The organism is Companilactobacillus mindensis DSM 14500, assembly GCF_001434275.1.
Lineage (GTDB): Bacteria > Bacillota > Bacilli > Lactobacillales > Lactobacillaceae > Companilactobacillus > Companilactobacillus mindensis.
This window is the reverse complement of sequence record NZ_AZEZ01000039.1, coordinates 33,311-56,261: the sequence shown is the minus strand read 5'-3', so window position 1 is coordinate 56,261 and position 22,951 is coordinate 33,311. Positions and strand designations below refer to the sequence as shown.

At 38.0% G+C, this 22,951-nt stretch carries 20 protein-coding genes and 1 tRNA gene; 12 read left to right on the top strand and 9 right to left on the bottom strand.

What is annotated here, in order from left to right; all coding sequences use genetic code 11:
• Positions 1-13: 13 nt before the first annotated feature.
• On the bottom strand, positions 14-595 hold the full coding sequence (locus FD29_RS04450) for a thymidine kinase (RefSeq protein WP_057887753.1): 582 nt from the start codon (positions 593-595) through the stop codon (positions 14-16).
• Between the two features lie 153 nt (positions 596-748).
• Between FD29_RS04450 and FD29_RS04445 the strand changes: the two genes are divergently transcribed.
• The gene (locus FD29_RS04445) at positions 749-2,092 is read left to right on the top strand and encodes a Mur ligase family protein (protein WP_057887752.1); all 1,344 of its coding nucleotides are present in this window, start codon (positions 749-751) and stop codon (positions 2,090-2,092) included.
• 236 nt (positions 2,093-2,328) lie between these two features.
• Here the strand turns inward: FD29_RS04445 and FD29_RS04440 are convergent, their stop codons facing one another.
• From FD29_RS04440 to FD29_RS04430, 3 genes are all read right to left on the bottom strand, one after another.
• Positions 2,329-3,297, bottom strand: coding sequence for a serine hydrolase domain-containing protein (locus tag FD29_RS04440; RefSeq protein ID WP_057887751.1), 969 nt, complete (start codon positions 3,295-3,297; stop codon positions 2,329-2,331).
• 190 nt (positions 3,298-3,487) lie between these two features.
• Positions 3,488-5,365 (bottom strand): ABC transporter ATP-binding protein, encoded by a 1,878-nt coding sequence (locus tag FD29_RS04435; RefSeq protein ID WP_057887750.1) that lies wholly within the window; start codon positions 5,363-5,365, stop codon positions 3,488-3,490.
• Positions 5,365-7,086, bottom strand: a complete 1,722-nt coding sequence (locus FD29_RS04430) for an ABC transporter ATP-binding protein (protein ID WP_057887749.1) — start codon at positions 7,084-7,086, stop codon at positions 5,365-5,367. The genes FD29_RS04435 and FD29_RS04430 overlap by 1 nt, the downstream gene beginning before the upstream one ends.
• 203 nt (positions 7,087-7,289) lie before the next feature.
• On the opposite strand from FD29_RS04430, the gene FD29_RS04425 reads away from it, so the two are divergent.
• Both FD29_RS04425 and FD29_RS04420 read left to right on the top strand, forming a co-directional pair.
• Positions 7,290-7,883 (top strand): CPBP family intramembrane glutamic endopeptidase, encoded by a 594-nt coding sequence (locus FD29_RS04425; protein ID WP_235804259.1) that lies wholly within the window; start codon positions 7,290-7,292, stop codon positions 7,881-7,883.
• Positions 7,880-8,107 carry a hypothetical protein gene (locus FD29_RS04420; protein WP_057887747.1) on the top strand — a complete coding sequence of 76 codons (228 nt, stop codon included), beginning with the start codon at positions 7,880-7,882 and terminating at the stop codon, positions 8,105-8,107. Before FD29_RS04425 ends, FD29_RS04420 begins: the two co-directional genes overlap by 4 nt.
• A 115-nt stretch (positions 8,108-8,222) precedes the next feature.
• Here FD29_RS04420 and FD29_RS04415 read toward each other — a convergent pair.
• Positions 8,223-8,295, bottom strand: a tRNA-Glu gene (locus tag FD29_RS04415).
• A gap of 126 nt (positions 8,296-8,421) precedes the next feature.
• Between FD29_RS04415 and FD29_RS04410 the strand changes: the two genes are divergently transcribed.
• The 5 genes from FD29_RS04410 to FD29_RS04390 all read left to right on the top strand — a co-directional run bounded on the left by FD29_RS04410 (position 8,422) and on the right by FD29_RS04390 (position 12,993).
• Positions 8,422-8,655 carry a hypothetical protein gene (locus tag FD29_RS04410; RefSeq protein WP_057887746.1) on the top strand — a complete coding sequence of 78 codons (234 nt, stop codon included), beginning with the start codon at positions 8,422-8,424 and terminating at the stop codon, positions 8,653-8,655.
• Positions 8,656-9,031: 376 nt separating this feature from the next.
• Complete coding sequence (locus FD29_RS04405) at positions 9,032-10,294, top strand: replication-associated recombination protein A (RefSeq protein WP_057887745.1); 1,263 nt, start codon at positions 9,032-9,034, stop codon at positions 10,292-10,294.
• A 24-nt stretch (positions 10,295-10,318) separates the two neighbouring features.
• A complete protein-coding gene (gene nfsA / locus FD29_RS04400; protein ID WP_057887744.1) occupies positions 10,319-11,056 on the top strand; it encodes an oxygen-insensitive NADPH nitroreductase in 738 nt (245 codons plus the stop codon).
• Between the two features lie 423 nt (positions 11,057-11,479).
• The gene (locus tag FD29_RS04395) at positions 11,480-12,301 is read left to right on the top strand and encodes a helix-turn-helix domain-containing protein (protein WP_057887743.1); all 822 of its coding nucleotides are present in this window, start codon (positions 11,480-11,482) and stop codon (positions 12,299-12,301) included.
• 62 nt (positions 12,302-12,363) lie between these two features.
• Positions 12,364-12,993: an NUDIX hydrolase N-terminal domain-containing protein gene (locus tag FD29_RS04390; protein WP_057887742.1), complete on the top strand. Its 630-nt coding sequence runs from the start codon at positions 12,364-12,366 to the stop codon at positions 12,991-12,993.
• An 84-nt stretch (positions 12,994-13,077) separates the two neighbouring features.
• Here the strand turns inward: FD29_RS04390 and FD29_RS04385 are convergent, their stop codons facing one another.
• From FD29_RS04385 to FD29_RS04375, 3 genes are all read right to left on the bottom strand, one after another.
• Positions 13,078-14,850 carry an oleate hydratase gene (locus FD29_RS04385; RefSeq protein WP_057887741.1) on the bottom strand — a complete coding sequence of 591 codons (1,773 nt, stop codon included), beginning with the start codon at positions 14,848-14,850 and terminating at the stop codon, positions 13,078-13,080.
• 199 nt (positions 14,851-15,049) lie between these two features.
• Complete coding sequence (locus tag FD29_RS04380) at positions 15,050-15,874, bottom strand: aldo/keto reductase (RefSeq protein WP_057887740.1); 825 nt, start codon at positions 15,872-15,874, stop codon at positions 15,050-15,052.
• A gap of 267 nt (positions 15,875-16,141) precedes the next feature.
• On the bottom strand, positions 16,142-17,218 hold the full coding sequence (locus FD29_RS04375; RefSeq protein WP_083477772.1) for a serine hydrolase domain-containing protein: 1,077 nt from the start codon (positions 17,216-17,218) through the stop codon (positions 16,142-16,144).
• 171 nt (positions 17,219-17,389) lie between these two features.
• Here FD29_RS04375 and FD29_RS04370 point away from each other — a divergent pair, with 171 nt between their 5' ends.
• The 4 genes from FD29_RS04370 to glyA all read left to right on the top strand — a co-directional run bounded on the left by FD29_RS04370 (position 17,390) and on the right by glyA (position 21,084).
• Positions 17,390-17,938: a LemA family protein gene (locus FD29_RS04370; RefSeq protein WP_057887739.1), complete on the top strand. Its 549-nt coding sequence runs from the start codon at positions 17,390-17,392 to the stop codon at positions 17,936-17,938.
• Between the two features lie 12 nt (positions 17,939-17,950).
• Positions 17,951-18,859 carry a zinc metalloprotease HtpX gene (htpX, locus tag FD29_RS04365; RefSeq protein WP_057887738.1) on the top strand — a complete coding sequence of 303 codons (909 nt, stop codon included), beginning with the start codon at positions 17,951-17,953 and terminating at the stop codon, positions 18,857-18,859.
• Positions 18,860-19,028: 169 nt separating this feature from the next.
• Positions 19,029-19,841: a DNA/RNA non-specific endonuclease gene (locus tag FD29_RS04360; RefSeq protein ID WP_057887737.1), complete on the top strand. Its 813-nt coding sequence runs from the start codon at positions 19,029-19,031 to the stop codon at positions 19,839-19,841.
• Positions 19,842-19,845: 4 nt separating this feature from the next.
• Complete coding sequence (gene glyA, locus FD29_RS04355) at positions 19,846-21,084, top strand: serine hydroxymethyltransferase (protein WP_057887736.1); 1,239 nt, start codon at positions 19,846-19,848, stop codon at positions 21,082-21,084.
• A 312-nt stretch (positions 21,085-21,396) separates the two neighbouring features.
• Here the strand turns inward: glyA and yjeM are convergent, their stop codons facing one another.
• Entirely contained in the window at positions 21,397-22,932 is a 1,536-nt protein-coding gene (gene yjeM, locus FD29_RS04350) for a glutamate/gamma-aminobutyrate family transporter YjeM (protein WP_057887735.1), read from the bottom strand.
• Positions 22,933-22,951: the final 19 nt, after the last annotated feature.

Below are 22,951 nucleotides of genomic sequence, written 5' to 3'. Positions count from 1 at the left end.
TTTCTTCTATTTATTATTCTTCATCGAGCATTGGAGGATGGTTGTAATGGCGACGACAAACTGGATAATACATTTCATTGCCACCGATCGACACCTGTTTTCCTTCATAAACTGGTTTGCCATTAGACATACGCATATTCATTGTAGCTTTTTTCTTACAGAACCAGCAAATAGTCTTCATTTCTTCCAACTTATCAGCGTACAACAACAAATATTTAGTTCCTTCGAACAATTCATTGCGAAAGTCATTTTTCAAACCAAATGCCATGACAGGAATGCCTAAGTCATCAACCACTTGAGTTGCTTCTAAGACTTGATCTTTAGTCATAAATTCACATTCATCGATCAAAACACAAGCCGCACTAGGATTTTTAGCCTTAACAATTTCTAAAACATTCGAATCCTTCGTCAAAGCAATAGCATCACGAGTCAACCCCATACGGCTTACTATTCTACCCTTGCCGGAACGAGTATCCATAATACTGGTCATTAAAATGACTGACTTACCTTGTTCTTCATAATTATGCGCTACTTTCAAAATCTCAATCGATTTTCCACTATTCATAGCACCATATTTAAAAAATAATTGAGCCAAATTTACGCCTCCAAAATTATATCCTTCAAGATTATAACGAAAAAACGCCGATTTGAATATAGCAAACATTTTCCAATTTCAAACAAAAACCGCTAAAATATGGATTAGGTGTGATAATATTATTTTAATTAATTTAATTTGGGGTTTTTATCGATGACATTCAAATCAGGTATAGCAACATTAACAGGGAAAACATCTTACTTTATTTTAAGCAAATTTTTCAACGGCGGTTCCTCATATCCAGGAAAAATTGCTTATAAGATCGACCCTGATATTTTAAAAAGTCTCGGCAAGGATTACGATCTCATCGTCGTTACAGGTACTAACGGGAAAACTCTAACGACTTCTTTGATCAACAAGATGTTGATTCAAAAGTACGATGACGTTCTAACTAACCCAACCGGTTCAAATATGATTCAAGGTATCGTTACAAGTTTTGTTACGCATCACAAAAAGAGCAAACGTCCGCTAGCAGTTATCGAAGTCGACGAAGCCAACGTTCCTATCATCTGCAAATATATCAAGCCTAAGTACTTCGTTTTGACAAATATTTTCCGCGATCAAATGGATCGTTATGGTGAGATCTATACAACTTATCAAAAGATCCTCGATGGGATCAAATTGGCTCCTGAGGCTACGATCATTGCTAATGGCGATGCCGCTATCTTCGCTTCTAAGAAATTGCCTAACAGAGTCGTTCACTATGGTTTCTCTGATAAAGGTCACGAAACAGCTGACTTCAAAGCACCAACGAATACTGACGGTGTCTTATGCCCCAACTGCAATCACATCTTGCACTACCACATGATCTCATACGCCAACTTAGGTAGTTATTTCTGCCCTAACTGTGGCTTCAAACGTAGTGCTTTGGACTATCAAGTGACTAACATTTCAACGTTGTTGCCCAACAAGACTGCTTTTGAGATCGATGGTCACAAGTTCACAATGAACATCGGTGGTAAATATAACGTCTATAATGCCTTAGCTGCTTTTGCAATTGCTTCCGAAATGGGCGTTTCTGTTGAACAGATGCAAAAAGCCTTCGCTTATGACGAAAAAGTCTTTGGCCGCCAAGAAACTATCAATGTCGATGGTAAAGACGTCAATATCATCTTAGTTAAGAATCCGGTTGGTTTGAATCAAGTTATTGAAACTATTCTCAGTGACAAAGATCCTTACACCTTGGCTTTCTTATTGAATGCTAACTACGCCGACGGTATCGACACTAGCTGGATCTGGGACGCAAACTTCGAGGATTTCGACTACGACAAGTTGCCATTAGTCATCACTGGTGGTAAACGAGTTAAAGACGTTACTTATCGTTTCAAAATTGCTGGTTTAGATATGAAGAAAAATATCGAAACAGTTGAGATCGACGACTTCGTTAAACAAATTGCTAATATCCCAACTGATAAAATTTACGTGTTGGCCACCTACACAGCCATGACTGGTTTGCGTAAAGTGCTTGGTGATAAGGGTTACATTAAATCAAAATAAATATACCAAGAGAGTGAAGCAAGCTCGATCAGATTCTGAGCAATTGTCTAGACTTGGAAATTAGCCACCCGTTTTTGGTGGATAATTTTTAAGTCGTAGCAATGCACAGGAATCTAGCTTGTATAACTCGTTTTAGAAAACAGAATAAAACATGGTCAGCTTTCGAGCATTAACAAAAAGGCGCCTCTGATTCAGCATTTCGAATCAGAGGCGCCTTTTACGTCCATATTTAATTTTTATTTACTCTCATCCAAAAATGCATCCAAAATCGTCTCTCGCCGTTCCAAAAACAACTGATTATTTTGGATTGGATGAACCCGATTAGTCATAACGACCATTGCATTTTGATGTTGATAATCGACCGCAATGAATTCTCCGGTATAACCAGTGTGGAACAAAACATGTCCTGACCCATCCGGCTTTACATCCCAACCTAATGATCTACCAGGATCTAGTTGAGTGTAATTGTGATACAGATCTTTTTTATCTGGCAACAACATGTCAGCTGCAAATTTCATAACATCGTCTAAAGTAGCAAACATTCCCGCTGAACCACAGTGCTTACCTAATTGACGCGCTTTAGGATCATTAGCGACACCTTGCAGCATTTGCCCATTAACTTCATACGTTGGTACGCAACGACTGACATCAGGTTCAAAAGTTGCGTCCTTCAAACCTTCTGGTTCAACGACATATTTCATGATTGCATCTTGAACCGGCATGTGACAGATCTGCTCGATCACTAATCCAAGAAAAATCAAACCAGTATCGGTATAAACAACCTTTTTATTAAACGTATCAGTAACTGGCAATTTGATCAAAGCTTTGATCAACTCATCACTATTGAGACTATCCCGATTGGGAATATAGCCGTGAATCCCTGAAGTATGCGTAATCAAATGGAACAACTCAACTCTACTATCAGTAAAATCTGGAAGGTATTTTTGAATCGGATCGTGCAAATCGATTTTTTTCTCATGCAGTAATTTGATAATCAAGGGAACTGTTCCCATAACCTTCGTTAAAGACGCTAAATCGTGCAATTCGCCGCCTTTGAGCGCGATTTTAGCTGGTCGCCATGATTTACTACCATAAATATATTTATGCGTCTGAGTCCCATTTATAAAGCCAAAACTAGCTCCGGGAACAATCTGTTTATTAACTAGATCAATAATCTGTGCTTTTGTCTCTGTAAAATCTGCCATTAACTTCTGCCTTTCATAAATAAAAGTACAAAAAGGGATTTGAATACAACTATATTTTTTGAATATATCGCATACACACGGAACAAAAAAATCATCTCTGATTCCAAGTGTGGGAATCAAAGATGATTTTTTGTTAATACTCGAAAGCTGACCATGTTTCGTCCCGCTTTCAATTATATATCTAAGTTTTTTACAAAGCGACATTTCCGGCAAATTGTGAATTGTAAAGATCAGCATAGAATCCGTTCTTAGCCATCAATTCATCATGATTACCTGTTTCAACGATTGAACCGTGATTCATAACGATGATCTTGTCAGCGTCTTGAATAGTTGAAAGTCTGTGGGCAACTACGAAACTTGTCCGATTCTTCAATAGTCGTTCCATCGCATGTTGAATATGCAATTCAGTTCTTGTATCAACTGAACTTGTAGCTTCATCAAGGATCAAAATTTCCGGATCAGCCACAAAAGCACGAGCAATTGTAATCAACTGTCTTTGACCTTGTGAAATATTAGATGCCTCTTCGTTTAAGATCGTGTCATAACCCTTAGGCAATTGACGCACGAAGTTATCAACGTGGGCCGCTTTGGCAGCTGCAATGATCTCTTCTTTGGTTGCATCTTCACGACTGTATTTCAAGTTGTCATAAATCGAACCTGTAAAGAGCCATGTATCTTGTAGAACCATTGCGTAGTGACTTCTGACATCTTCTCTAGAAATATTCCGGATATCTTTACCATCCAATTTGATCGAACCACCGTTGACGTCATAGAAACGTTCCAACAAGTTGATAATGGTAGTTTTACCAGCACCAGTTGGACCAACGATAGCAATCATTTGACCTGGTTTGACACTCAAGTTGTAATCTTCCAAAAGGGTTGGACGGCCTTCATAACCGAACTTAACATGATCAAGTGTGACCTTGTCATCAGTTTTAACGTCCGGTACATCGACCTTGGAATTGTCCATTTCTGGTTCATCCAAGATTTCAAAGACACGTTCAGCAGAAGCAACAGTCGCTTGAATAGTATTCGTCAAGTTGGCTAATTGAGCAATTGGTTGAGAGAATTGGTTCATGTATTGCAAGAAAGCCTGAATATCACCCAAAGCAATATTACCATTGGCAACTTGAATACCACCATACATCGCAACCAAGACGTAACCTAAGTTATTGACGAAGATCATCAAAGGCATCACGATACCAGAGATCATCTGAGCTTTCCAAGAAGCCTTATACAACTTAGTATTTTCTTGTTCAAATTCATCGATCGATTCTTGACCGTGGTTAAAACTCTTAACAACCACGTGGCCAGAATAATTCTCTTCAACTTGGTTATTCAACAAACCTAGTGAAGTCTGTTGACGTTTAAAGAATTTTTGTGATTGTGGCGCAATGATTCCGACAACGATCAAACTCAATGGCACGGTTGCTAAAGCAATCAAAGTCATTTTCCAACTGATCGTAAACATCATCCAAATAACTCCAACGAATGTAACCGTACTGGTAACGAATTGCGTCAAACTCTGTTGCAAAGTACCGGCAATGTTATCCATATCGTTGATAGCACGCGACATGATATCACCATTTGAATGTGAGTCGTAATATCCAATTGGCAATCTTTGCATCTTGGCTTTAAGATCCCGTCTCAATTTGTAAACGGTCCGTTGTGAAATACGTGTCATAACAAACTGTTGCACGAAACTGAAAGCTGCTGAAGCCAAATACATCAAAATAACGATCACAATGATGTGTTCGATCTTCGTAAAGTTGATCGGTAGTCCGTTAATCTTGAGTCCCGCCTTTTGTTGAGCGACACCAGTCATCAGACCCTTGTAAATCTCAGTAGTTGCTTCACCCAAGATCTTGGGTGTTTTGATTTGGAAAACTGCGGAGGCAATAGCTAAAACCAACACGACGATCAACCCTACTACATAAGTCGACATGTAGTTAGCTAAACGAACCGTCGTCTCCCAAAAATTCTTGGGCTTCACAACGACTGCAGGTCCACGGCCACCAGGGCCACCATGTCCCATTGAAGGTGAACTTTGAGGTTTTTTCTCAGCCATTATTTACCCTCCTTTAATTGTGAATCAATAATTTCTTGATATGTCTTGTTATTTGCTTTTAATTCTTGATGAGTTCCCAAACCAACCATCTTACCGTCTTCTAGAACAACGATTTGATCGGCATCAGCAACCGTTGAAATACGTTGACCAACGATAACAACAACTGCTTGACTGATTTTTTCATCATTCTTCAAAGCTGTACGTAAATTCAAATCAGTCTTGAAATCAAGTGCTGAGAAGGAATCATCAAAGACATAGACTGAAGCATCTTTGACCAGTGCTCTAGCGATAGCCAAACGTTGTTTTTGACCACCAGAGAAATTGTCACCAGCTTGTTCAACTTCGCCATCTAGTTGACCATCAAGGTCCTTGACAAAATCAGCAGCTTGAGCGATTTCTAGAGCGTGCCAGATCTCATCGTCAGTTACATCAGGTTTACCGTAAATCATGTTGTCCCTGATCGTACCTTTGAAAAGAAAGGCCTTTTGTGGAACCATTGAAACTTTACTGTTGATATCTTCGGTACTCAAAGCCTTGACATCAGTTCCATTGAGACTAACGACACCCGTTTCAGCATCGTAGAATCGAGGGATCAAGTTGATCAAAGAACTCTTACCAGAACCAGTTCCACCGATAATAGCCAAAGTTTGACCTTTAGTTACTTTGAAATTCAAATCAGCTAAAGCCAGTTTTTCGGCTCCACTGTATCTGAAGTTGACATCGTTGAAACTCAATGAAGCTTCGTCAGAAACCTTAGCTGGTTTAGCAACGACGTCGATCTCACTTTTAGTTTCAAAAACTTCTTGAATACGTGCGGCTGAAGCTGAAGCACGTGGAACGAAGACGAAAACCATTGAAAGGATCATAAAACTCATTAAAATTTGCATGGCATAAGTCATGAAAGCAATCATATTACCAATTTCCATTGATTGGTTAGCAATATAATGTGCACCAAGCCAAGTGATTCCAACATTAGTACCACTCATAACCAAAGTTACAACTGGGAACATGATCGCCACGATCGTAAATACTTTGACCGCATTGTTTGTATAATCAGCATTGGCGTCTTTAAAACGATCCTGTTCAAACTGATCTTGACGAAAAGCTCTGATAACACGTACCCCAGTCAACCCTTCACGGAAAACCAAGTTCAAACGGTCAGTCTTTTTTTGCATAGCCTTGAACAATGGCACAGCAAAATACATTACTAAACCTGTAACAATGATCAAAATAGGAATCGAGATCAAAAAGATCTTCGTCATTTCCGCATTCTTTTGATAAGCCATGAAACTAGCACCGATCAACATGATTGGCGCCATGATCATCATTCTCAACATCATGATCATTACGTTTTGAATTTGAACAACATCATTAGTCGTTCTAGTTGTTAATGACGCTGTTTCAAATTTATCGAATTCATCGTGGGTAAAATTCAGTATTTTTTTAAACAGATCAGATCTCAATTTGCGACCTAATCCTTGTGATGCTTGTGAAGCCATCAAGACATTACCAAAAGCGACTACGACAGTAATTAATGAAACGATCACCATCTTTATTCCGGCATGTACGATATAATTAGTATCACCAGTAATAACACCTTTATTAACAATGTCAGATGTTATGTTAGGAATGTACAACGTTGCAACAACTTGGAAAATCATAAAAATGACTGCACCAAGAACTTGCCACGTGTTGATCCTACCTCGAGCAATATTAAACATTTATTCACTCCCTTTAAAAAACTCATGATAGCATTATAGTATTAAAGCACTAATTATCCAAAAATTCTAATAGTTATCTTACTAAGGCGGTATTTTTAATGAATAATTCTCAAAATACTTATCATCCTATAAAAGTCATACTTCATATTATAGCCTTTTTATTTTTATTTTTAATGGAACAGCTCCCATTAAGTATCCTAACTTTGACAAAAAAAGAATTAGGAAATAGTTATAGTGCCTATTTAAAGTACGCACCAGTTTTTACTATTATATTATTGTTGATCTCAGCAACGATAATCTTCGCTGTCTTCAAAAAAGTTCAAAAATTCTCCACCCCAAAGTTCACTAAAAGTACTTGGATAATCATTGTCGTTGCCCTGTTGTTAACTTTTTTGATCAATTTTATTACCGTTCCTTTCATGAAAAGCAGCAATGAAAACGTCGAAGCGTTAAAATTAGTTGGCAACAACAATATGTTCATTCTAATTGCTTTTACAATCTTTGTTGCACCGATTTTGGAAGAAATTATTTTCCGGGGAATTTTCATGAACTGGTTCTTCGTCAACAATCCTTTGCTATCAGTCCTATTCAGTGGCCTGATCTTCGGCTACGTTCATGCTCCTTTCAACGCGGATACCGATTGGATCTATGCCTTATCAAAAATTTTGTTAGGGATCGTTTTAGCCGCTGTCTATTATCGGACTAAAAATATCAAAGCCGATATTTCCGTACATTTTCTCAATAATTTTTTGGCCGTATTAGCGGGAGCCTTAACTTCAGGAGTGATTCTTCTATGAGTAATAATCAAAAAAAATTCAACGAAATCTATCAAAATATATTGCGACGCATTGTCATGTTTGGCGTCTTATCGATGCTTTTAATCGCCAGTGCTCGAATCACCGGCTGGATCATAATGGAATATGCCGGTTTCGTCAGTGCTATTTATACAATTGTCCTGATTGGCATGTTGATCTATGTTCTGATCATCAAAACTAAGGATAATAACTCCAACAAAAATTGAAATAACTACCAATTTTTTCGAGTTCGATCCCCATACCGGCAAATCCACGATGAAAATAAAAAAACTGTTATACCAGCTTCTAAACGCTGATATAACAGTAACTTGAACTACTTAATCACCCGTATGGGAATCGAACCCATAACTCCACCTTGAGAGGGTGGCGTCTTAAACCATTTGACCAACGGGCAAATTTAACAACACTCATAATTTTAACTGTTGACCTAGGTTTCTGTCAACTTAAATATGACATTTATTAAGATTTATTTTTTGATCAATAACGTACTATAATTTTACTTACGAGAGGAGTGAAACTTTTGAACGTTGAATTTTCAGATCTATTCACCGATAATTTCATGCAAGAAAATACTGCTTTTGCTAATCTAAACGAATTCTTTTCGGCTGTCCATGTGACCGATGAAGAAAGTTTTTTGGCTTTGCCTGATGATAAATTAGAATTCTTGGTTACTTCCAGTACTAATTTTTCTAGTTGGTCCAAGATGCAAGAAGCTGCTGCCACAGAATATTTAAGCAACAAGTTGGATTTTTGATTTTAGTCTAAAACACAAAAAGCAGACCTTGAAAGGTCTGCTTTTTATGCAAGGTATTCAACATGGATATAACTCAAACTACTGTTTTATCTGCAAGATGTTTGTACCTTTCATCAAGGTACTCGTTTAATATAAAATAATTAGCAACTAATTAATATGGACAATTTCAATAAAGTGTTCACTTTCAAGCATTTTTTGGAAATTGTTCAAAAGTAAATATTTTACCTATTGCCTTTTCAGTTTTAAAATGAACTTATTAAAATTTTAAAATGCAACCATATTTTTAAATATTCAGCCTTAATGTGGGACAAAACATAGCTTTAAAGCGTGTTTTGCCCCGCTCTTTATTTTTCACAAATCAGAAAGGAGTATTATCTTGGCATTCAAAACACCTTTGGCCGATCAAATGCGACCACAAGAATTGACCCAAATGGTCGGACAACCTGAACTTTTAAACCCAGGTCAACCACTGCGAAAAATAATCGATCAACACATCAACATCCCTTTGATACTCTGGGGACCTCCGGGGACTGGGAAAACCACCTTGGCTAAAATCATTGCTAAAGAAGATAATTATCCCTTCGAGGCTTTCAATGCTTCGATTGATAACAAAGCTAAACTGACAAAGTTGATCGATCAATATCCTGACGACTCATTCGTCTTATTGATCGACGAAATCCACCGGATGACTAAAACTTTGCAAGATTTTTTATTGCCTCATTTGGAGAATGGTCACGTTATGTTGATCGGTTCAACGACAGAAAATCCCATCATGTCGATTGTCCCTGCTATTCGCTCGCGCTGTCAGATCTTCGAATTCAAACCACTGGCTGACAAAGATATTTTAACAATGCTACAACGAGCCACCAACGATATTTATCATTTGACTGAACAACAAATTGAGCCTAATGCTTTAAACTTGATTGCAATTTCAGCCGATGGCGATCTGAGGATTGCTTTAAATGCTCTAGAAACGATCCACGCTATTAATCCTGAGAATATCAAAATTAGCGATGTAAAAAGTTTTGCTCAGCAACAACATTTTAGTTACGATAAAAAAGCTACCAAGCATTATGATTATCTTTCTGCCTATTCTGATTCAATGGCTGGTTCCGACACTGACGCTGCGTTGTATTATTTAACGATTTTATTGAAGAATAACGACTTGCCTTCAGTTGTTCGCAGATTGCGGGAGATTCCTTATACATATATCGGTTTGGCTAATCCCCAGCAAGTTACGCAGATCGTCACGGCAGCCAATCAAGCTGAAAAAATTGGTATGCCCAAGGCCAAATATCCATTGATGTTTGCGACTATGCTGATGTGCATTTCACCTAAATCAGGCTCCTTTGACGAATCTTTGGAAAAACTCGATCAAGATACTCAACATCCTAATGAACATCCAATGCCCAAAGAGCTACGCGATAGCCACTATAAACATTCTAAAGAAATTACTGGTGGCGGATTATTCGAATCCCCCTTTACGGCACCACACCAAATCGCCCAGCAAAATTACATGCCTAAAGGTTTAGAAGGACGACGTTACTACTATCCTAAGGAGAACAGCAACGAGCAAAAATTAGGTGAACAATATTTAAAGTTGCATCGCTTCATTTATCACGATGATTACAAAAATTAAAACAATTTAAAAGGAGATTTATTTATGAATCCTACCATCGAAAACTTGCTCCATCACGTTTCTGTTCGTGACTTTACAGATGAAACAATTACCAAAGAGCAGAAAGAGAATTTATTAGCCGCTAGTCAAAGTGGCTCAACCTCTGAATTTGTCCAAGCCTTTTCTATTATTGAGATTACTGATCCTGACTTACGGCAAAAAATATCTGACATCACGATCAGTTCGCCTCATGTCAAAAAGGCTGACACTTTTTATATTTTCGTGGCTGATTTAAATCATCAAGCACAGATCTTACAACGACACCATCAAAGTTTGGAACCTATCAAGAACATGGAAAGTCTCTTAGTTGCCACGGTCGACACCACGATTGCAGCTCAAAATATGGCCGTTGCAGCCGAATCAATGGGATTAGGCATCTGCTATATCGGCAGTATTCGCAACAATATCAAACAAGTCGCGCAGTTGTTGAATTTGCCAAAATTTACTTTCCCACTCTTTGGTATGACCGTCGGCGTACCTAGTATCAAAAATCAAGTTAAACCGCGTATGTCCGTCAAAAATCAAGTATCGACTAATACTTACAACAATCAACGATTCACTGACTTGACTGACTACGACCAAGAAGTTAAAGAATATTACGCTAATCGCAAAACTCATCCCCAAGATACGACTTGGACACAGAAGAATTTAGCTATTTTTGACCACATTCATCGCCCTGAAGTTGCTAGTTTCTTGAAAGAACAAGGTTTTTCGTTGCAATAAAATTCATCAAGAGAGTGAAACAAGCTCGATCAGATTCTGAGCAATTGTCTAGACTTGGAAATTAGCCACCCGATTTTGGTGGGTGATTTTTAAGTCGTAGCAATGCGCAAGAATCTAGCTTGTGTAACTCGTTTAGAGAGTGAAACATGTTTGGTCAGATTCTGAGCATTAATGTAAATTCGCCGTTGATTCAGTATTTCGAATCAGCGGCGAATTTTTGTTAAACGGAAAAATATAATTGTATCCTAGACTTTTTTATTTCAACTCATAAGTAAAGGACATTTATCGTTATTTTTCAGAAAATTTACACAATTAATACAAAACTTTACATTATCTGAACATAAAATACACACTACTTTTATATTATTTAGCCATAGATATAAATATTTGACGAATGGAATAAAAATAGTAGGTGTATAAATAATGAATAATTTAGGAGATATTTTAAAAGAAACCCGACAACAAAAACAACTTTCTCAATTAGAAGCATCCGAAAATATTTGTTCTCAATCAACTCTTTCTGAAATTGAACACAATAAATACATACCCAACACTGAATTGTTGCTCAACCTCTGTCAAAGACTCTGCGTTGATTTCGACGACTTAGCATTGTCGACTAATTTCAAGGTCTGCAAAGATAACTACTTCAATCAGAAGATCCATTCTTTTTATAACAACCGTAATTATCGTAAGCTACAGATTTTTTTGAATCGACCCACAGTCTTAGAAACTATTCAAACTGGCAAACAAACTCAATCATATTACTTTTACTTAGCTCTCTGCTCTCTACATTTGGAACGAAAATACGACAATGCCAAAGAATACCTAAAACTATCTTTAGCCAGTGCTGGCCACAGTCGCAAACAAACGACCTTAACTCGAGTCGGCAATATTGTACTAGCTTATGTCTACGCTCAGCAAGGGCTCAAAATGTCCGCTCTCAAACAGATTGATTTAGCTTTGAAAGGTCTTGAAAAAGCCAAATACGAAGAGAATCTCAACTTGGTCTTTTACTTGGCTTCACTCTCCTACTTCCAGTTGTCCGAACAAGATTCAGCTATTCAAACGATCGAAAATGGCATTCATTTTATTCTTCAAAATAACTCGCACTTTATGCTGATCAACAGTCTTTATTTAATGGCTAATGTAGCCGAAGTTCTCAAACGTGACAATGAACCATTACAAGCCGTCAAAAAATACGACATTTTTAATAATTTCATGCGAGAACGTGAGAAAGTAAGCTAATAAAAGCGCTATAAAGTACCATCCTTCAATGTTATACTCACATTAAAGGATGGTACTTGATCATGAATGATGATGTAGAACTATTGATCGAACAATTACAAGCAATCGCTCAAACTGGCAAACATTACAGCAAAGATGTCTTTGACAAAGAACGTTACGAACAATTAGAAGTCGTCGCTAAAAAACTAACGACCAAATTGACTAATAATGTTACGCCTGAACAATTAGGCATCTTCTTTGATGCCGATACCGGTTATGTGACTCCCAAGGTCGACATTCGAGCCGCCACTTTTAAAAATGACAAGATTCTCTTAGTTCGTGAAAAGAGCAGCGGTCAATGGTCGATTCCTGGTGGTTGGGGAGATATTGGCTACTCTGCTGGTGAAATTGCCGTCAAAGAAACCTTTGAAGAAGCTGGCATCAAAGTTGAACCTAAACGTCTAATTGCTATCAAGGATATGCAAAAGAATCACTATCCTAAGAAAAATCTCAACTATATTTACAAACTATTCTTTGAATGTGAACCAATTGAAGATGATATCCACAGTGGTATTGAAACTTCTGACGTCAACTACTTTTCACTCGAGGAAGCTCTGCAGCTCAACCTCTCCTTGGCTCGCAATCTGCCGGATGATTTTCAAAGGGCCTTTGACTGTCATAAAGCTAAATGTTGGCAAACTTATTTTGATTAGCAACAAAAAAGCACTAAGAATCAGCTTTTATCGAGCTTGACTCTTAGTGTTTTTATTTTGAACGTTAATACTTAACAATATTTACTATAGTAAGTGAGCATCCTTCAACAATTCTTCGATATAAGTTCCCTTGATCTTCTCCATAACTTGCTTTTCAACGATCCGTTCCTTGAATGGCAACTTGATGTCTTCGATCTTCTTCTTGCCATCTAGATAGTAGATTGCTCTTAACAATGTACGTGTATCAAAGGCTGAAGCAAAGACTTCAGGAACACCACGGTCAACATCAAGCAATGTGTAGACAGCTTCCATGGCTGTTCTGACTGAATATTCAGTTGTGAAGACAGTGTCACGTTCTGTTTCGGCAAAGTTACCAATGAAGGACAAGTTCTTTGAACCTTCTGGAACTACCAATGGACGGTCGCCGACTTTTCTAGGCATGAAGTACGAAGTGATGTATGGCATGTGTGCTGGAATAGTGCTTGCGTGGTTTTCAGCAATGTCCTTGATCTTGTCAGTTGGAACACCAATGTGATATAGCCACTCTTCACATAGTTCATCACCAGTACACTCCGTGATTTTCTTGTTAACGAAGTTACCTGGTTTGTCTGAGAATAATCCGTAGACCCAAACGACTAATTCGTTGTCTTTTTGTCTCTTAAAGTGCTTTTGACGACTAATTGAGTAACCATATAGCCAGTTAGAATCCTTGATACTTACTGGTCCACTTGTGACGATTGAACCACTGTGGGGATCTTTCTTACTGATATTTTCGATGTATGGAACTACTTCATCATCTGTCAACGTAATCGTTCCAGAAATCGTCCAATTAGCTTCAGGAATATTCTTGCAGAAGACATCTGGGTTACCAAAGGCCTTATCTTGAGCAGCTAAGTTTTCCCAAAGTTTCCAACTGTCTCCTAATTCATGTTCAGTTGGTGCCGGATGAGTCTTGTCACCATAAGTTGTACTTTCAGTAATTGAACCGTTAGTTACGAAGACCAAATCATTTTCAGTCAACTCGACATTATTTTCTTTGCCATCAGTTGTCATTTCAATTTCAGTAGCTACTTTAGAGCCATTTGAAAGATCAACTTTGATATTTGTTACATGAGTATTGTATGTAAATTGAACGCCCTTGTCTTCCAAGAATTTGATCATTGGTTGAATCAAGGATTCGTATTGATTGTATTTAGTGAATCTCAATGATGACAAGTTTGAAAGTGAGTCGATATGGTGACAGAAACGCATCAAGTAACGTCTCATTTCCATAGCACTTGCCCATGGTTCAAAGGCAAACATTGTTGACCAATAGAGCCAGAAGTTTGAATTTAAGAAGTCTTCAGTGAATACTTCATTGATCTTCTTGCCATCCAAGTCTTTTTCAGGTGTCATCACAAGGTCGATCAATTCTTTAACAGCCTTAGGTGTCAAAGTAAGGTCGCCTTCAGTTGGCAACTCCTTACCTTGGTCTTGAATAACTCTACCGTGTGAGAAACTAGGATCTTTCTTGTTCAACCAGTAGAATTCATCCAAAACTGAAACATCAGGATTTTCCAATGATGGAATCGATCTGAACAAGTCCCAAAGTGTTTCAAAATGAGGTTCCATTTCTCTACCACCACGGATGATATAACCTTTTTGTTCATTCCAAATACCATCCATACTACCACCAGGTAGGCCTAACTCTTCTAGGACATGGATCTTGTCGCCTTTCATTTGACCATCACGAATTAAAAATGTTGCAGCAGCCAAGCCGGCTAACCCAGAACCTACAATATAAGCTGACTTATTATCAACGCCTTCTGGTTTAACTGGTTTTGCGAATGCCTCATAATTACCATTGCTTCTATACATAAGAACCACCTCTTGATTAGAATTGCTTCTTTTTTGTAACTGCTTACAGTTAGAATATAGTTCTCTTATTAACAATATACAATAGTAAAGTTGTGATTTTTTTGTGAAATTTAGATTTAAAATTTATCACATTTTGAGACAATTTTAAAAAAGAGTGGTATTTGAGATAAACTCAAATATCACTCTCATTTTCGAATTATTAGAACTCTTCGTAAACTGCTGGGTCTTGATTCTTATTTCTTCCATCAGGTTTAGTCAAAGAATTGATTTTTTCCATATCACTATTTGAAATTTCAAAATCAAAGATGTTCAAATTCTCACGTTGTCTGACTGGTGAAGATGACTTAGGAATTGGAATAGTATTCAATTGGTGTTCCCATCTTAGAATAATTTGTCCGACCGACTTGTTATATTTCTTAGCCAATTCAAGCAAAGTTTCATTCTTCAAGACTGAACTAGCACGTCCCAACGGACTCCAGTCCATCGTTACAATACCGTGATCTTGATCATATTGACGCATCTTGGCTTGGTTAAAGTAAGGATGTAATTCAATTTGGTTAATAGTTGGCAAAACACCAGTTTCTGTCTGTAACTTTTCCAAATGTTCTGGCAAGAAATTGCAGACACCGATAGATTTAACTAAACCGAACCTCTGTGCATCGATCAAAGCTTGCCAAGCTTCAACATACTTTCCTTGTTTAGGGTTAGGCCAATGTAATAAATAAAGATCAAAATAATCTAAATGAGCTCGATAAAGCGACTCTTGTAAGGCCGTGATAGCATCGTCATAAGCATAATAACGACCAGGCAATTTAGATGTTATTGTCAACTTATCACGATCAATGCCACTTTCAGCTATTGCTCGACCAACAGTACCCTCATTCTCGTAATTATAAGCTGTATCAAGCATTCTATATCCATTATTAATGGCAGAAACAATACTTTGAACACCTTTGAGACCATTTAATTTATATGTTCCAAATCCAAAATCAGGTATTTTTTGACCATCATTTAATTTATACATAATATTTCCTCCTCAATAACTTATTCTAACGTACATCAAATCACGCAATTGAACAAATTATATCCCAGAAAACAGAAAGAGCCTTACACCAATCCTAGGTGTAAGGCTCTGGGCAACTTTATAACGGATCTTGGAATGTATAAAGCTGTCACTTTTAAATCACAGGTAGGCTACCTGCACAACTAACTATACCGTTTTTCAGTTGAAATAGCTAGTCTTTTTAAAAACAGTAATAATCCAAACAAATCTAATAATAGTATTTAAGCATTAATTTGTTATCATTTGATAAATTTGCTTTGCCGTTGGTTTGATATCCGCTGCCAATCGTTCATAGTTTTGCAAAACGATCACCGCGTTCTGGCCATCGTCTGACATGTGAACGACCGTTTGGAAACCATAACCCCAACCATTCGCAAAGTTGTCATTATTTCCATGATACAGACCACCACCGTAAGTACTTATACTACCAGGCGTGAACAACTTAGCCCGCGACTTCTTCGTCAACATTGAACCTGTCATGATGTACTTTTCAACTTTATACAAATCGTAGGCACTCATATAAACTTGGCCGGTTCCTAATTCATCGAATTCAAACGATTTCTTAGTATATAAGGCATTACGATAATCCAGATTTGCGGAGATTGGATCAATATTGCTGTAACCGACTGCTTTTTGAATACTAGGTTTATCATCATAGGCAAAAATCGTATTCTTGAGTTTCAACTTCTTAATGTAAGTCTCAGTGAATAGTTTCCGATATGATTTGCCTGTAATTTGTTCCAAGATACCACTCAGCAAATTAAAATTAATGGCTGAGTAATTCCACTTGTTGTACATCAGATTCGAGAATTTAATATTGCCAATATCCGTATCGATAATATCAGCATCAGACATAACTCGGTCAGGACCGATATTACCCTTTAAACTCAATCCAGAAGTCATATCGAGCATTTGTCGGATGGTGATCTTTTTGCTGCCGGGAATCTCGGGATAAAACTCATGCAACTTATCTGTCAGACGCAATTTTTTCTTCTGAACTTGTTTCATGATCATCGCTGCCGTCATCGATTTTTGCACTGAATCGATCTCATAAGTTGTATCAGCGTCATTGGATACGCCGTTAGCAAAATCAGCAAAACCTCGGCTAGTCTGATAGACCATCTTGCCATCTTTGACCACTAAAAGCGTTCCGGAATAGCCTTTTTTATTCAACATGTAGTTGATATTCTGATTCAATTCAGTATCGGCCGTCGTGTCGACAGAACTGTCTGCATAGACCGTGCTAGGAGCGCTGCCTAACGTAATAGAAAATAACATTAAAATTGGTAAAAGGATTTTCTTCATAATATATTCACCTGTGAAACCTGACTCTAAGCGACCTTCCTCAAATAAGATTATAAATTATTTGGCACAAAATCCATACTAATAAACTCAACAATCTATTGTTGCCTCACCTTATACTCCTAATCTTTCGATATGGTAAAATATAGCCAATAAGAGAAGAAGGAGATTTAAATGAAAATACTAATAATTGTAATTATTGTCGTTCTACTAATTGCAGCTTACGCTGGCATGTACAACAGTCTTGTTAAGTACCGTAATCGTGCCCGTGAATTCAGTTCACAGATCGACGTCCAACTCAAACGTCGGACTGATTTGATTCCTAACTTGGTTGAAACTGTCAAAGGTTACGCTAAACACGAAAAGGAAACACTTGAACATGTAGTGGAATTACGTAACAACGTAAACAGTGCCAGTTCTTTGCAAGACAAAGTCGATGCCGACAATGAATTGTCCGGTGCCTTGAGACAAGTCTTTGCTTTGGCCGAAAACTATCCCGATTTAAAAGCAAACCAAGAATTCTCTCAATTAATGGAAGAACTTTCTAATACTGAAAATAAAGTTTCATATGCTCGTCAAGCATATAACAGTCAAGTACAGGCTTACGACACAGCTATTCAAACATTCCCACGCAATATCATCGCAAGTATTCATGGCTTCAAAGAAATGAACTTCTTGCAGATCCCTGATGTTGATAAAGAAGCTCCAAAGGTTAAATTTTAATCGAGGTCAACTATGATCTATGAACAAATTGATCGTAATAAACGTAAAACCTACTTGATATTTTTTGTTTTCTTTTTACTATTAGCAGCTCTGGGGAGTTTTATCGGTGAATACTTCTTTGCCAATATATACTCCGGTATCGTGATTGCTTTGATCATCGCCATCGTCTACACACTGATCACTTATTTTCAATCTACCAGTATCGTAATGCAAATGAATGGCGCAAAAAAGCTAAATTCAGCAAAAGATGCGCCTGACCTTTGGCATATTGTCGAAGATTTATCGATGGTTGCCGATATCCCTTTACCAGAGATCTATATTATCAACGACCCTAGTCCTAATGCCTTTGCGACCGGACGCGACCCACAACATGCAGCCGTAGCTGTTACCAGTGGACTTTACGAAATGATGAATCGTGAAGAGTTGGAAGGCGTTTTGGCCCATGAGATCTCCCATGTCAAAAACTACGACATCCGTGTTTCAACGATCTCCGTTGCCTTGTCTTCCGCTGTTATTTTGATTTGTTCCATTATTGGAAATGCCTATCGTTGGTGGATCCCTATGAACGATGACGACCGTGACAACAACAACTCTGGCGCCATCAGAATCGTCTTATGGCTAGTTGGTTTGATTTTTGCAATCATCGGTCCGTTGATTGCTAGTCTAGTTCAGATGGCTATTTCCAGAAATCGTGAGTATTTAGCTGATGTCTCCGGTGCTGAATTGACTAGAAATCCCCAAGGGTTGATCAATGCTTTGGAAAAACTCAAAGAGAGTACTAAACCAATGCAACGTGTCGACGACGCTAGTGCAGCTTTGTATATCGATGATCCTAATAAGAAGAAACATTTCTCAGGACTCTTCGATACTCACCCTCCATTGGATGATCGGATTGCGGCCTTGAAGAAAACATTCGAATGATTTATTAAGAAGTTGATTTTTATTCAACTTCTTTTTTTATAGTTTTAAACTATAACTTTATATACGAATAAAATGTAATATTTTCGGTAATATTGTTCTGAATTTACAGAAATTTATGATAAAATCAAATGCGAAGGTTATTTGATCTTCGTAGTGAGGGGAAAGAATTATGTATATGTTATTGCTCGTTTTATTGGGTGCAATCGTCTTATTTACGACCTTTATGGTCAAACCCAAAAAACGTACCCACAAAAAGTTAGTATCTCTCGGGATCTTGCTAGTTGTGGTTGGAGGTTCTGGTATTTATGAAAGTTACCAGAATAATGGTCTGGGGTCTGGCGACAATCCCCGCCAAGTTGAGAAATCAAAAGTCTCTTCAAGTTCTGATTTAGCCAACCTTGATTATCAAGGTACACAAGAAATTACGGTCAATAACAATACGCCTACTTTCTCAAAATCCGAACTAAACGTGACAAATGGTCCTTGGCAGGAATTTGCTGATCTGGACAATTTGAATCGGGCTATTCAAGCAGATGCATTATTGAACAAGAATTTAATGCCCACTGCTAAACGTGAACCACTCTATGTCAATCCCACTGGTTGGCATAATAAAAAGATTCGAACTGGTTGGCTCTATAATCGATCCCACCTGATCGGTTATCAATTAAGTGGACAGAACAATAATCCCAAAAATCTGATGACCGGAACGCGTTCCTTGAACTCCCCTGAGATGCTCAAACACGAAAACGACATTGCTTACTATTTGAAGCAAAATCCTAACAATTACATTAGATACCGGGTCAAACCGATATATCGTAATGATGAATTAGTCGCTCGTGGAGTTCAAATGATGGCTGAGTCCTTGTCTAACAACGGACAACCTGATAACGGCGTTTCTTTCAATGTATACATATTCAATATTGAAAAGGGTGTCAAGATTAATTATAGTGATGGTACCAGCGTAGTTAACAACAATTATTAAGGAGATGGTCGTAGTGCAATATAGTACAGGTGATAGTAAAGTTTTCGATTTGATCAAAAAAGAAGAGGACCGACAAAATAGAAATATCGAGTTGATTGCCTCTGAGAATATTGTTTCCGACAACGTTAGAAAGGCTCAAGGCTCCGTTCTAACTAACAAATATGCTGAAGGTTATCCTGGACACCGTTACTATGGTGGCTGTGAATATATCGATGGAATCGAACAAATCGCTATCGATCGAGCTAAAAAATTATTCAACGCCGAATACGTTAACGTTCAACCACATTCTGGTTCTCAAGCTAATGCTGCTGCTTATCAAGCCGTTCTAAAGTCTGGTGACACTGTTTTAGGTATGGATCTAAATGCCGGTGGTCACTTGACTCACGGTTCAAGAGTTAATTTTTCAGGTAAGATCTACAATTTCCATTCATATGGTGTTAATGCCGACGGTTTGATCGACTATGACGATGTTTTAAGAATCGCTAAAGAAGTCAAACCACATTTGATTGTCGCTGGAGCTTCAGCTTACAGTCGTATTATCAACTTCAAAAAATTCCGTGAAATTGCTGACGAAGTTGGCGCATACTTAATGGTCGACATGGCCCACATTGCCGGACTCGTTGCGGTTGGTTTGCACCCTACTCCAGTTGGAGTTGCTGATATCGTTACTACAACTACCCACAAAACTCTTCGTGGACCTCGTGGTGGTATGATTTTGGCTAACGCTGAACTAGGCAAGAAATTAAATTCTGCTGTCTTCCCTGGAACTCAAGGTGGACCTTTGGAACACGTCATTGCTGGTAAAGCTGTTGCCTTTGGTGAAGATTTACAACCAGAATTCAAGACTTACATGGAACAAGTAGTTAAGAACGCTGCTGCCATGGCCAAAGTCATCAACGACGCTGACAACCTATCCGTCTTGACTGGTGGAACTGACAATCACTTGTTAAACGTTGTTTTAACTGAAACTGACCTAAACGGTATGGAAGTTCAAAACTTGCTTGACTCAATCCACATCACAACTAATAAGGAAGCTATCCCTAACGACCCATTGCCTCCTAAGTTCACTTCAGGTCTACGTCTAGGTTCTCCTGCCATTACATCTAGAGGTTTTGACGAAGAAGATTCTAAAGAAGTAGCCCACATCATCGTTGATGCTATCAAGTATCACGATGATCCAGCTAAATTAGCCGAATTGGATGCACGTACAAAGGCCTTAACTGACAAACACCCTATTAAGTAAAAAAATTCATGTATTAACGCAAAGACGTCTCTGATTCGGCATTTCGAATCAGAGACGTCTTTTTGTTAAACGGAAAAAGCTATGTTTTGTTCCGCGTTTATGCTGCATATTTGATGGGAAATATAGTTGTGTCACCTTAGATCCTCGCAGTTTAAAGTACACTGACGCTGAATCAATGGTATTTTACGCTGACAAAGATTTTCAAAATCGAGCTTTGATCAAGTCTTTAAAGCCTAGTCAAAACAATTCTCATAAAAAAATTATAAAAAAACAGACCTTATCAAAATTGATAAGATCTGTTCAAAATATTTATTATTTAGTAGCCTCAGCACCAACGGAACTTGAATCTTTGGCATGTCCTTTATGTTCATATCTGTAATAAAGTACAAACCCAACAAGTCCGAAGACGACTGGTCCAAGGATTGTCCATAGAGCATCTGTATATGCACCTTCCATGATTGGTTGGAGCAAAGTAAAGATAATGGCGAAAGTTAGAACTAATAAGACGATCGAAGTTACTGTCCACATGATCTTCTTATTCTTGAAGAACAAGTATGGTTTTTCGATATCTTTGTTCAAGTTAAAGAATGGATATGCCCCTACCAAGAATAGGTATGGAACAGTTGTTGAAACATTAGCCATCAATGTCAAAACATTGTAAAGTGCTTTGGCATTCTTACCACCCATATCAACGATCAAGATAAGAACGATAACTACGATAGCTTGAATCCACATAGCATAAGCTGGCATACCATATTTGTTTAACTTAGTAACTTTTGCTGGCCATAGATCCTTTGGTGTTCCTAGGATGAATGATTTCAATGGTGAATAGATCAAAACGAAGAAGGCACCCATGTAAAGGATAAACATATCAAAACCAGTGAAACGAGCTAGCCACTCACCTAGTGTGATAGCAGCTGCACTACCCAATCCGATATGCGTTCCAAATTGATAACCAAGATTACTCATCATAACGTATGTAATATTACCTAGGTTAACGTCACCTTTGGCAATAACGGTATTCCAGTTAGCACTCATTGACCAACAGAAAATCGTTAATGAATACATCAAAGCCATAACGACCGCAGCGATTAAAACACCACGTGGGAAATCCCTTTTAGGATTCTTCATACTATCTGTAACACCACCAACGGATTCCAAACCACCGTAAGCAAAGATTGCATACACGATGAAGGAAACCATTCCAAGTGGTGAAGCAAACGCTGGATTAGCTGAATGGATAAATGTATCTAATCCGTGAATTGGTTCTGCTGTGTGAAAGCCTGACATAAATAGAACTGCCAAACTCAAAACGAAGAAAATAACTTGTAAAGCAATCGTCATAACACCACCAAAGTTAGTGATCTTGGCGATTTTATCGATACCTTGCGTAGCTGTGAATGTAACGAAAATGATCCACAAAACAGCTAAGATACCGATAACTTGCGTGGCACTTAATCCAAACATTCCCCATGTTTGAGTCGTATCGTGCCCAGCGAAAGTCGTTGAAAGTGGGATCCAAACCTTTGAAGAAGTTGACACAAGCCAAACTTCCCAAGAAGCTAGCCACATAAAGGTACCAATAAAGGCCCATTTAGCACCAACGGCTCCATCGATCCAAGAATAAATACCACCTTTTGCTTCATTAAAAGCAGAACCATATTCTGCTACCATGAATCCTACTGGTAGAAAGAAGAATATAGCAGCGAATACGTACCAAAGAATACTTGCCAATCCCATCTGTTCATAAGCAACAGTTGTATTAGCAAATCCAAAGATCGCCGTGAAAATCATCATTATTAAACCAAACAATGTGATTGTTTTTGTCGGCGCATTACCATCATTCATTTTATAAAACCCCTCATTT

Bases quoted from the DNA above. Each gene is read 5' to 3' on its own strand.
- FD29_RS04420 (WP_057887747.1), top strand. From the start codon at position 7,880: ATGAGTAATAATCAAAAAAAATTCAACGAAATCTATCAAAATATATTG.
- yjeM (WP_057887735.1), bottom strand. From the start codon at position 22,932: ATGAATGATGGTAATGCGCCGACAAAAACAATCACATTGTTTGGTTTA.
- FD29_RS04390 (WP_057887742.1), top strand. From the start codon at position 12,364: ATGAATGATGATGTAGAACTATTGATCGAACAATTACAAGCAATCGCT.
- FD29_RS04440 (WP_057887751.1), bottom strand. From the start codon at position 3,297: ATGGCAGATTTTACAGAGACAAAAGCACAGATTATTGATCTAGTTAAT.
- glyA (WP_057887736.1), top strand. From the start codon at position 19,846: ATGGTCGTAGTGCAATATAGTACAGGTGATAGTAAAGTTTTCGATTTG.
- FD29_RS04375 (WP_083477772.1), bottom strand. From the start codon at position 17,218: ATGAAGAAAATCCTTTTACCAATTTTAATGTTATTTTCTATTACGTTA.
- FD29_RS04430 (WP_057887749.1), bottom strand. From the start codon at position 7,086: ATGTTTAATATTGCTCGAGGTAGGATCAACACGTGGCAAGTTCTTGGT.
- FD29_RS04360 (WP_057887737.1), top strand. From the start codon at position 19,029: ATGTATATGTTATTGCTCGTTTTATTGGGTGCAATCGTCTTATTTACG.
- FD29_RS04395 (WP_057887743.1), top strand. From the start codon at position 11,480: ATGAATAATTTAGGAGATATTTTAAAAGAAACCCGACAACAAAAACAA.
- FD29_RS04380 (WP_057887740.1), bottom strand. From the start codon at position 15,874: ATGTATAAATTAAATGATGGTCAAAAAATACCTGATTTTGGATTTGGA.
- FD29_RS04435 (WP_057887750.1), bottom strand. From the start codon at position 5,365: ATGGCTGAGAAAAAACCTCAAAGTTCACCTTCAATGGGACATGGTGGC.
- FD29_RS04370 (WP_057887739.1), top strand. From the start codon at position 17,390: ATGAAAATACTAATAATTGTAATTATTGTCGTTCTACTAATTGCAGCT.
- htpX (WP_057887738.1), top strand. From the start codon at position 17,951: ATGATCTATGAACAAATTGATCGTAATAAACGTAAAACCTACTTGATA.
- FD29_RS04445 (WP_057887752.1), top strand. From the start codon at position 749: ATGACATTCAAATCAGGTATAGCAACATTAACAGGGAAAACATCTTAC.
- nfsA (WP_057887744.1), top strand. From the start codon at position 10,319: ATGAATCCTACCATCGAAAACTTGCTCCATCACGTTTCTGTTCGTGAC.
- FD29_RS04385 (WP_057887741.1), bottom strand. From the start codon at position 14,850: ATGTATAGAAGCAATGGTAATTATGAGGCATTCGCAAAACCAGTTAAA.